General features: G+C 60.9%; 11 protein-coding genes. 1 reads left to right on the forward strand and 10 read right to left on the reverse strand.

Annotation, left to right across the window (positions count from 1 at the left end; translation table 11 throughout):
* Positions 1-87: 87 nt before the first annotated feature.
* From hemB to OKB87_RS21815, 10 genes are all read right to left on the reverse strand, one after another.
* The gene (gene hemB, locus OKB87_RS21770) at positions 88-1,107 is read right to left on the reverse strand and encodes a porphobilinogen synthase (protein ID WP_024945496.1); all 1,020 of its coding nucleotides are present in this window, start codon (positions 1,105-1,107) and stop codon (positions 88-90) included.
* 3 nt (positions 1,108-1,110) lie between these two features.
* On the reverse strand, positions 1,111-1,896 hold the full coding sequence (locus OKB87_RS21775) for a TatD family hydrolase (RefSeq protein ID WP_270802263.1): 786 nt from the start codon (positions 1,894-1,896) through the stop codon (positions 1,111-1,113).
* Positions 1,897-2,007: 111 nt separating this feature from the next.
* The gene (gene tatC / locus OKB87_RS21780; protein WP_011704121.1) at positions 2,008-2,763 is read right to left on the reverse strand and encodes a twin-arginine translocase subunit TatC; all 756 of its coding nucleotides are present in this window, start codon (positions 2,761-2,763) and stop codon (positions 2,008-2,010) included.
* Positions 2,760-3,203, reverse strand: coding sequence for a Sec-independent protein translocase protein TatB (gene tatB, locus OKB87_RS21785; protein ID WP_270802265.1), 444 nt, complete (start codon positions 3,201-3,203; stop codon positions 2,760-2,762). Before tatB ends, tatC begins: the two co-directional genes overlap by 4 nt.
* A gap of 3 nt (positions 3,204-3,206) precedes the next feature.
* Positions 3,207-3,455, reverse strand: coding sequence for a Sec-independent protein translocase subunit TatA (gene tatA, locus OKB87_RS21790; RefSeq protein WP_011704119.1), 249 nt, complete (start codon positions 3,453-3,455; stop codon positions 3,207-3,209).
* 40 nt (positions 3,456-3,495) lie between these two features.
* On the reverse strand, positions 3,496-5,136 hold the full coding sequence (gene ubiB / locus OKB87_RS21795) for a ubiquinone biosynthesis regulatory protein kinase UbiB (protein ID WP_011704118.1): 1,641 nt from the start codon (positions 5,134-5,136) through the stop codon (positions 3,496-3,498).
* Entirely contained in the window at positions 5,136-5,744 is a 609-nt protein-coding gene (locus OKB87_RS21800; RefSeq protein WP_043118072.1) for a ubiquinone biosynthesis accessory factor UbiJ, read from the reverse strand. Before OKB87_RS21800 ends, ubiB begins: the two co-directional genes overlap by 1 nt.
* Positions 5,745-5,752: 8 nt before the next feature.
* On the reverse strand, positions 5,753-6,505 hold the full coding sequence (gene ubiE, locus OKB87_RS21805; RefSeq protein WP_011704116.1) for a bifunctional demethylmenaquinone methyltransferase/2-methoxy-6-polyprenyl-1,4-benzoquinol methylase UbiE: 753 nt from the start codon (positions 6,503-6,505) through the stop codon (positions 5,753-5,755).
* A gap of 65 nt (positions 6,506-6,570) precedes the next feature.
* On the reverse strand, positions 6,571-6,948 hold the full coding sequence (crcB, locus tag OKB87_RS21810) for a fluoride efflux transporter CrcB (RefSeq protein WP_016348946.1): 378 nt from the start codon (positions 6,946-6,948) through the stop codon (positions 6,571-6,573).
* Between the two features lie 87 nt (positions 6,949-7,035).
* The gene (locus OKB87_RS21815) at positions 7,036-8,301 is read right to left on the reverse strand and encodes a cytosine deaminase (RefSeq protein WP_270828512.1); all 1,266 of its coding nucleotides are present in this window, start codon (positions 8,299-8,301) and stop codon (positions 7,036-7,038) included.
* Between the two features lie 93 nt (positions 8,302-8,394).
* Here OKB87_RS21815 and OKB87_RS21820 point away from each other — a divergent pair, with 93 nt between their 5' ends.
* Complete coding sequence (locus OKB87_RS21820; protein WP_016348944.1) at positions 8,395-8,649, forward strand: hypothetical protein; 255 nt, start codon at positions 8,395-8,397, stop codon at positions 8,647-8,649.
* Positions 8,650-8,772: the final 123 nt, after the last annotated feature.

Raw genomic sequence — 8,772 nt, forward strand, 5'->3', positions numbered from 1 at the left:
TCTGCTCATTAAAACGGCGATCCAGATGCCAAAGACGACAATGCCGGCCCAGGGGCCGGCATTGTGGGTGACATCAGGCAGGCTGCATCAGCGTCTGGCGTCTTCCTGCAGCCACTGGGCAGCCCGCTTGGCGAAGTAGGTGAGGATGCCGTCGGCACCGGCCCGCTTGAAGCAGAGCAGGGACTCCATGATGCTCTCCTTCTCCTTCAGCCAGCCGTTCTGAATGGCCGCCATGTGCATGGCGTACTCGCCGCTCACCTGATAGGCGAAGGTCGGCACGCCGAACTGATCCTTCACCTGACGGATCACGTCCAGATAAGGCATGCCCGGCTTGACCATCACGCTGTCGGCCCCTTCCTGGATATCCAGTGCCACCTCGTGCAGGGCTTCGTTGCTGTTGGCCGGATCCATCTGATAGGTGGCCTTGTTGCTCTTGCCGAGGTTGCCGGCAGAGCCCACCGCGTCGCGGAACGGACCGTAGTAGCAGGAGGCGTACTTGGCGGAGTAGGCCATGATCTGGGTGTTGATGAAGCCGTTCTCTTCCAGCGCCGCGCGGATGGCGCCGATGCGGCCGTCCATCATGTCGGACGGTGCGACGATATCGACCCCGGCAGCGGCGTGGGAGAGCGCCTGCTTCACCAGGATCTCGGTGGTGATGTCGTTCAGCACATAGCCTTCGTCATCGATGATGCCGTCCTGACCATGGGTGGTGAACGGATCGAGCGCCACGTCGGTGATAACCCCCAGCTCCGGGAAGCTTGCCTTGAGGGCGCGCGTTGCCCGCTGGGCCAGCCCGTCCGGGTTGTAGGCCTCTTCCGCCAGCAGACTCTTCTGCTCCAGCGGGGTGACCGGGAACAGGGCGATAGCCGGCACGCCCAGCGCAACCAGCTCGGCAGCCTCTTTCAGCAGCAGATCGATGGAGAGCCTGTCCACCCCCGGCATGGAGGTGACGGCCTCACGACGGTTCTCCCCCTCCAGCACGAACACGGGATAGATGAGATCGTTGGCGGTCAGTACGTTCTCGCGCACCAGACGACGGCTGAAATCATGTTTGCGCACCCGGCGCAGACGGCGACCCGGAAAGGCGCCTGGAAGAGTTGTAGCCATGAATCACTCCTGAAGAGGAAGTTGGAAGAACGCGGCGGAGGTGGCCCGGGTGTGGGCCAGCAAGGCCTCGGGCGCTTCACCACGGCAGGCCGCCACCACCTGGGCGATGTGCGGCAAAAAAGCGGGTTCGTTGCGTTTTGGTCTGGGCTTCAGATCCCGCGGCACCAGATAGGGAGCATCGGTCTCGATCATCAGCCGGCCAGCCGGAATGCGGGCCACCTGCTCGCGCAGCAGCTGGCCGCGACGCTCGTCGCACAGCCAGCCGGTCACCCCGATATGCAGCCCCAGCGCCAGACACTGGTCCAGCTCCTCGTCGGAGCCGGTGAAGCAGTGCAGCACGGCCCCCGGCAGCTTGGGCAGCCAGGGGCGCAGGATTTCGATGAAACGGGCGTGAGCATCGCGGCAGTGGAGAAACACCGGCATCCCGAGCTCGGCGGCCAGCGCCAGCTGGGCGTCGAATACCGCGTCCTGCACCGGACGGGGCGAGAAGTCGCGATTGTAGTCGAGCCCGCACTCACCGATGGCCACCACCTGTGGCAGCGCCGCCAGCTCGCGCAGGGCGGGCAGGGTCACCTCATCGACGCTTTTGGCATCGTGGGGGTGGACCCCGGCGGTGGAGAAACAGTAACCCGGCCAGCGGGCGGCAAGGGTGGCGCTCTCGCGGCTGCCGACCAGATCGGTGCCGGTCAGGATCAGCGCCTCCACCCCGGTGGCGCGGGCGCGGGCCACCAGATCGGCCTGTTCATCGGCAAACTGGTTGCTGGTCAGGTTTACACCTATGTCGATCATGGGGTCAGCGGGTCCGAACAAAAGGAAGACATATCAGGTATTTGAAAACCATCTACTCAATGGGGCCTTACCATACGCCTCGAACGGGAGCATGAAAAGAGGAAGGGAGCCTTAGCTCCCCTCTTCAGTCTGTTCCTGCTTCTCTTCGCTCTCTTCTTTCACGTAGAAGCGGGCGAAGAACAGACCTATCTCCCACAAGCCCCACATGGGGATCGCGAGCAGGGTCTGGGAAAAGACATCGGGCGGCGTCAACAGCATGCCGACCACGAACACCCCGACGATGACGTAGGGACGCTTCTCCCGCAGGCTCTTGGGACTGGTCACCCCGGTCCAGCACAGCAGTATGGTGGCCACCGGAATTTCGAACGCCACCCCGAACGCGAAGAACAGGGTCAGTACGAAGTCCAGATAGCTGGCGATGTCGGTCGCCACCGTCACCCCGGCGGGCGCGGTGCTGGTGAAGAAACCGAACACCAGCGGGAACACCACGTAGTAGGCGAACGCCATGCCGGCATAGAACAGCACGGCACTGGAGGCGACCAGCGGCATGATCAGGCGCCGTTCATGCTGGTACAGACCGGGGGCGATGAAGGCCCAGGCCTGATAGAGCAGATAGGGGATCGCCACAAAGAAGGAGACCACCAGGGTCAGCTTGATCGGCGTCAGGAAGGGGGTCGCCACATCCGTCGCTATCATGCTGGTCCCTTCCGGCAACTGACTCAGCAGCGGCTGGGCCACGAAGTCGTAGATGTTGTTGGAGAAGTAGATCAGCGCGATGAACACCAGCAGGATGGCCGAGATGGAGCGCAGCAGGCGCGTTCTCAGCTCGACCAGATGGCTGATCAGGGGTTGTTCGGCCTGACTCATGGCTTCACCTCCCCTTGTTTGGCGCTCGGCTGGGCACTTGCGGCGGGGATCACGGTAGGCTCCTCATCAGGTGTCGCCACACTGACGGGGGCTGCGGGCTCCTCCTTCACCTCGGCGGCGGCCGGCGCTGGCTGGATGGTATTTTGTTGTTCGTATGGACGGGTCACCGATTGTGCGGCCGTTTTCAGCTGCTCGATAGACTCCTGCAGCTCGGGGCTCAGGTTGTTCATCTGCAACTGTTCGGCCTTCTTCAGGTCGTTGTGCAGATCCTGCAACTTGAGCTCCTGCTCCAGCTCGGCCTTGACCGAGTTGGCGGTGCTGCGGATCAGTCTGATCCAGTGGCTGGCGGTACGGATCGCCACGGGCAGCCGCTCGGGGCCGAGCACCACCAGGGCGACGACACCAATGACAACCAGCTCCCAGAAACCGATATCGAACATGGCTTAGGCCTGATCTTTATCTTTCTGCTTGGCAGCATCGCTAGGCTGACCGGCCGCTTCATTCAGCTGTTTCGGCGGAAACTCGGCATCCTTCTGCTCGGACTTGGTCTCCGGCTCGTCGGACAGCGCCTTCTTGAAGCCCTTGACCGCGGCGCCCAGATCACCGCCGATGCCGCGCAGTTTCTTGGTACCGAACAGCAGCACGACGATGACTGCGATGATCAACAATTGCCAAATACTGATACCACCCATGACTTTCTCTCCAGAACAGGCGCCCGCTGGCGCAGTTTATTTAATGAGAACGGGTTCGCAACCAACCCAGCAGCCAGCATAACCCGGCGCCAGCGAGGCTGATTTGTCCCCACTCAATGTGTTGTTTTTGGGTCAGCAAGAATACACCGGCCAATAGCAGGCTGGCTCCAACTCCTAAGAGGTAGCGAGCCTGACCCTGGCGGCGACTGTGCCGGCGAAAATCGGCAAACATCTGGTCGAAGTGACGCTGCTGATGACGGGTCTGGCGCAGGGTCTCGTAGACCAGCTCCGGCAGTTCCGGCAGCTTTTCCGCCCAGAATGGCGCCTTCTCCTTGATGGCATTCCACACCGCCTTGGGTCCCACCTGCTGGTACATCCAGTTTTCCAGATAGGGCTTGGCGGTCTGCCACAAATCGAGCTGCGGGTAGAGCTGGCGACCCAGCCCCTCCACATAGAGCAGGGTCTTCTGCAGCAGCACCAGCTGCGGCTGCACCTGCATGTTGAAGCGGCGCGCGGTGTTGAACAGGTTGAGCAGCACGTGGCCGAACGAGATCTCGGACAGCGGCTTCTCGAAGATGGGCTCCAGTACGGTACGGATGGCGAACTCGAACTCGTCCACCTTGGTATCGGGCGGCACCCAGCCGGACTCCACGTGCAACTCGGCCACACGGCGGTAGTCACGGTTGAAGAAGGCGAGGAAGTTCTCGGCCAGGTAGCGCTTGTCTTCCCGGTTGAGGGTGCCAACGATGCCGCAGTCGATGCCGATCCAGAGCGGATTCTCCGGATGTTCGTAGGAGACGAAGATGTTGCCCGGGTGCATGTCGGCGTGGAAGAAGCTGTCGCGGAACACCTGGGTGAAGAACACCTCCACCCCGCGCTCGGCCAGCAGCTTCATGTTGGTGCCGTTGGCCTCCAGCGCGGCAATGTCGGAGACCGGAATGCCGTAGATCCGCTCCATCACCAGCACCTGCTCGCGGCAGTGCTCGGTGAAGACCTCGGGCACGTAGAGCGCCTCGGAGCCGGTGAAGTTGCGGCGCAGCTGGATGGCGTTGGCCGCTTCGCGCATCAGGTTGAGCTCATCGAGGATGGTCTTGCGATACTCTTCCACCACCTCGATGGGGCGCAGTCGTCCGCTCTGGGGCACGAAACGGGCCACCAGACGGGCCAGCGCCTGCATCAGTCGCAGGTCGGCCTCGATGACCGGCTCGATGTCGGGACGGATCACCTTGATGACGATCTCGCGGCCATTCTCCTTCAGCCGGGCGGTATGCACCTGGGCGATGGAGGCCGACGCCAGCGGCGTCTCGTCGAAATCGTCAAACAGGGTCTCGATGGTGCAACCCAGGCTCGCCTCGATCTGGCGGCGGGCCGCCTGACCACAGAAGGGGGGTACCCTGTCCTGCAGCAGTGCCAGCTCCTCGGCGATGTCCGGCGGCAGCAGATCGCGCCGGGTCGAGAGCATCTGACCGAACTTGATGAAGATGGGGCCGAGCGCCTCGAAGGCGAGCCGGATGCGGGCACCGCGGTTCAGCCCCTGACGTTTGTTCTTGAGCCAGAACAGGCTGCGACGTGCCAGCCGGCCAGGCCAGGGCTGGTAACGGGCGGGCACCAGCTCGTCGATGCCCTGCTCCAGCAGGATACTGATGATGCGATAGAGGCGTTTGAACTCCTTCGGGGTCATCAGGCTACCTGCTGCTCGAAGCGGGCCAGCCGCAGCTCGACCGCTTTCATCTGCTGAGCCAGCAACTCGACATCGTCGTTGAAGCTGGCCACTTCCAGCGGACCCGGCGCAAGCCGGATCTCTTCGGTCAGGTATTCGGCCAGCTGGCGCTGGCTGCGGCACAATTCACGTCCCAGCAGCCGACGTGCCTGACTAGCACCGCGCAGCAGGGTATGGGCCAGCACATCGCCGGTATAACGGGACAACTCCTCTTCCCAGTCGATATCCAGCTCGCCCAGCAACACGCTGAACGCCTGCACCAGCTGAGGGTCGCCGCTCAGATCCAGCTTCTCCTCGCGGATGTAGCGGGTCAGCGCGGAGGGGTCCTTGAGCAGGCCGAGCGCGGTCAGGGAGAGGCTCAGCACCGCATCGGCCTCCCCTTCGAATTTGGCCAGCACATCCAGCCGGCGCTCGGAGAAGACAAACCAGAGTGGCTTGAGCTCGCGCAGCTCCAGCTTGAGTACCTTGCCCGTCAATTTGCGCAGCCGCTCCGGACTCTGCTTGTCGAGTCGCAGCAGCTGGTTGAGGCTGGTTTCGATCACCGCGGTGACCATGGCATCCATCGGCATAGGCGACCTTAAAACTTGTAACCGCGGTGCAGGGCGACCACGCCCTGGGTCAGGTTGTAAAACTCGACCTGTTCGAAACCGACATTCTCCATCATGCCTGCCAGAGTCTGCTGATCCGGGTGCATGCGGATCGATTCCGCCAGGTATTTGTAACTTTCGCTGTCGTTCGCGACGATTTCGCCCATTTTCGGCAGCAGTTTGAAGGAGTAGAGATCATACAGCTTGGCGATCACTTCGCTGACTGGTTTGGAGAACTCCAGCACCAACAGGCGGCCACCTGGCTTGAGCACCCGGAACATGGAGGCAAGCGCCTTGTCCTTGTCGGTGACGTTGCGCAGGCCGAAACCGATGGTGATGACGTCGAAATGGTTGTCAGGGAACGGGAGCGCCTCGGCATTGGCCTGCACGTAGGAGACGTTGTTGGCCACTCCCAGATTGCGCAGCTTGTCGCGGCCCACCTTGAGCATGGAGTCGTTGATGTCCGCCAGCACCACCTGACCGGTCTCGCCGACGATGCGGGAGAACTTGGCGGTCAGATCGCCGGTACCACCGGCCAGATCCAGCACCTTCTGACCCTTGCGTACGCCGGAGCAGTCGATGGTGAAGCGCTTCCACAGGCGGTGGATGCCGAACGACATCAGATCGTTCATCAGATCATACTTGGCTGCCACCGAATGGAAGACGCCGGCGACCAGGGTTTCCTTCTCGGTCGAGGCCACGGTTTTAAAGCCAAAATGCGTTGTCGTAGTCTGTTCTGACATCCCTTAAACACCCATAGAGCAAAGAATGGCCGCCAGTTTACCAGAGCCAATGGCGTGCGGACACCTTAAACCCGGCTGGCGACCAACTGCATCCCCAGCACCACCATGGCCAGACAGAGAAACAGGTTGAGGCCGATATTGAGGGCGGCTTTCAGATAGGCCCCCTGCTGGGCCAGTACTACTGTATCCAGCGCGAAGGAGGAGAAGGTAGTCAGGGCGCCGAGGATACCCACCATCAGCAGCGGTTTCAGCGGGTGCTCCACCACATGACCATGGCTGATCAGCGCAAAGGCAATGCCCATGATGAAGGAGCCGACCACGTTGACCATCAGGGTGCCATAGGGGAAATGACGTCCCAACAGCAGCGCCATCAGTTCGGCGATACCAAAGCGCAGGCAGGCGCCAATGGCCCCGCCAGCAGCAACATATAACCAGGTTTGCATGGGATCATGCCTCCATAGTATCGGGCCGACATTATGCAAAATGTCAGGCCCGGGGGACAGCAGGGCAATTAATCGACATCACCCGCATCAGCGGCGAAAGTCGACCGGCTCGACCTGAGCAAGATGAATCGAGGTGCGGGATGGAGTGGTTTGCGCAATCACCCGGCCACCGCGAATGGAGTAACGCACCGGCACCTGGCGGCGCACCGCATCAAAGCCGTTCTCGGCGGGCAGGATCAGCAGGTTGGCCGGTTTGCCCACCTCGATGCCGTAGCGATCATGCACATTCAGGGTACGTGCACTGTGGCTGCTGATCAGCTTGAGGCTGTCGTTGATCTGCTCGTAGCCCATGATCTGGCAGACATGCAGCCCCATATGCAGCACCTGCAGCATGTTGGCGGTGCCCATGGGATACCAGGGATCGAACACGTCGTCATGACCGAAACAGACATTGATGTTCGCCTCCAGCATCTCCTTCACCCGGGTGATGCCGCGACGCTTGGGATAGCTGTCGAAGCGCCCCTGCAGGTGGATGTTCACCAGCGGATTGGCGACGAAGTTGATGTCCGCCATTTTCAGCAACCGGAACAGGCGCGACGCATAGGCGCCGTTATAGGAGTGCATGGCGGTGGTGTGGCTGGCGGTGACTCTATGGCCTATGCCGCGCTCGTAGGCCAGGGTCGCCAGCGTCTCGATGAAGCGGGACTGCTCGTCGTCGATCTCGTCGCAGTGCACATCCACCAGAACCTGATACTTCTCGGCCAGATCGAACATGTAGTGCAGACTTTCGACCCCGTATTCCCGAGTAAACTCGAAATGGGGGATGGCGCCTATCACGTCGGCGCCCAGCTTGAGCGCCTCCTCAAGCAGCACCTTGCCGTTGGGGTAGGAGAGGATCCCCTCCTGCGGGAAGGCCACTATCTGCAACTCCACCCACTCCTTCATCTCCTCCCTCACCTCCAGCATCGCCTTCAGAGCGACCAGATTGGGGTCGGAGACATCCACGTGGGTGCGGACGAACTGGATGCCGTTGGCGATCTGCCACTTCAGCGTCTGGATGGCCCGCTGCTTCACATCCTCATGGGTCAGCAGTGCCTTGCGCTCGGCCCAGCGTTCTATCCCCTCGAACAGGGTGCCGGACAGGTTCCAGCTCGGCTCACCGGCCGTCTGGGTGGTATCAAGATGGATGTGAGGCTCGATAAAGGGGGCGATGGCGAGCCCCTCCTCACCATCAAGCTCATGGGCTGCGAGCAGATGGGTGCTCATGGGTTCGATGGCACGGATCAGGCCATCCTGGCAGAGGATCTGCCACATCCCCTCCCTGCCGACCAGACGCAGGTTCTTTATCAGCATGTTTTTGCTTCCTTTTTTCAAACACCAACGGCTTTTTCAATCCACAACTTAGCTTGGATCAATTTGATAGAAAAGCGTTCATATTGAATACATATGAGACTGTTACTATTGATAAACAGCAACAATAAAAGGGAGTTGATTGGGATGAAAGCAGGATTGACCGAGATCGGCAGCGCAGGCTTGTTTCACGAGTATCTGCAGACACTGGGTATCAACAAACCACCCTTGACGTCGATCGACAAGCAGTGGGAATACACTCGCAATGAACGACTGGTGGCAGCCATTCAGATAGAAGCCTCCGGACAGGCTCGGTTCTATCTCGATGCCAGGCAGATCTCGGTAAACTGAGAAAAGCGGATACAAAAAAGCCTCCCGATTGGGAGGCTTTAATATTTAATGGTGCTGATACCCAGAGTCGAACTGGGGACCTCATCCTTACCAAGGATGCGCTCTACCAACTGAGCCATATCA

The organism is Aeromonas sp. Y318-1, assembly GCF_027706125.1.
GTDB classification, from domain to species: Bacteria; Pseudomonadota; Gammaproteobacteria; order Enterobacterales; family Aeromonadaceae; genus Aeromonas; species Aeromonas hydrophila.

What these genes read in the sequence shown, in the direction of transcription:
- hemB (WP_024945496.1), bottom strand. Translation starts at nt 1,107, where the DNA reads ATGGCTACAACTCTTCCAGGCGCCTTTCCGGGTCGCCGTCTGCGCCGG.
- OKB87_RS21775 (WP_270802263.1), bottom strand. Translation starts at nt 1,896, where the DNA reads ATGATCGACATAGGTGTAAACCTGACCAGCAACCAGTTTGCCGATGAA.
- tatC (WP_011704121.1), bottom strand. Translation starts at nt 2,763, where the DNA reads ATGAGTCAGGCCGAACAACCCCTGATCAGCCATCTGGTCGAGCTGAGA.
- tatB (WP_270802265.1), bottom strand. Translation starts at nt 3,203, where the DNA reads ATGTTCGATATCGGTTTCTGGGAGCTGGTTGTCATTGGTGTCGTCGCC.
- tatA (WP_011704119.1), bottom strand. Translation starts at nt 3,455, where the DNA reads ATGGGTGGTATCAGTATTTGGCAATTGTTGATCATCGCAGTCATCGTC.
- ubiB (WP_011704118.1), bottom strand. Translation starts at nt 5,136, where the DNA reads ATGACCCCGAAGGAGTTCAAACGCCTCTATCGCATCATCAGTATCCTG.
- OKB87_RS21800 (WP_043118072.1), bottom strand. Translation starts at nt 5,744, where the DNA reads ATGCCGATGGATGCCATGGTCACCGCGGTGATCGAAACCAGCCTCAAC.
- ubiE (WP_011704116.1), bottom strand. Translation starts at nt 6,505, where the DNA reads ATGTCAGAACAGACTACGACAACGCATTTTGGCTTTAAAACCGTGGCC.
- crcB (WP_016348946.1), bottom strand. Translation starts at nt 6,948, where the DNA reads ATGCAAACCTGGTTATATGTTGCTGCTGGCGGGGCCATTGGCGCCTGC.
- OKB87_RS21815 (WP_270828512.1), bottom strand. Translation starts at nt 8,301, where the DNA reads ATGCTGATAAAGAACCTGCGTCTGGTCGGCAGGGAGGGGATGTGGCAG.
- OKB87_RS21820 (WP_016348944.1), top strand. Translation starts at nt 8,395, where the DNA reads ATGAGACTGTTACTATTGATAAACAGCAACAATAAAAGGGAGTTGATT.